This is a genomic window from Bacillus cereus group sp. BfR-BA-01355 (assembly GCF_022663675.1).
Classification (GTDB): Bacteria; Bacillota; Bacilli; order Bacillales; family Bacillaceae_G; genus Bacillus_A; species Bacillus_A thuringiensis_S.
The window spans coordinates 1-433 of sequence record NZ_JAKUFY010000315.1 but is presented as its reverse complement, the minus strand read 5'-3'; the positions used below and the strand labels follow the sequence as shown (position 1 = coordinate 433).

The window sequence follows — 433 nt, the reverse complement described above, 5'->3', positions numbered from 1 at the left end:
AACTTGGTTACAACAGAAGTATCCATTGAATGAAGATGATGTCATATTACAGAAAACTACGTATATTTTTGATGTATCACTAAGTGAGATATTTTGGTGGAGTATGGTAGGGGCAAGAGTTGTAATGCTAAAGCCTGATGCAGAAAGAGACCCGATGTTAATAGCGGATATCATAGATGAAAAACAAGTAACAATGGTAAGTTTTGTTCCAACAATGCTTTCAATGTTTATGACAAGTATAAAGGGAAGAGATGAATATGTTCAAAAAATCAAATCTTTGAAATATATACTAGTAGCAGGTGAAGCTTTAAATAAAGAACTTGCAAATGAATGTTATAGCCTCATTAGTGAAAGGGGAACAAGGTTAATTAATTTATATGGACCGACAGAAGCGACCATTTATGATTCCTATTATGAATGCAAGGGCAATGAG

Annotated in this window: 1 protein-coding gene; it reads left to right on the top strand. The window is 33.5% G+C overall.

Annotation, left to right across the window (positions count from 1 at the left end; genetic code table 11):
* The coding region (locus MR167_RS31820; RefSeq protein WP_242316261.1) for an AMP-binding protein at positions 1 to 433 on the top strand (433 nt) is incomplete at both ends.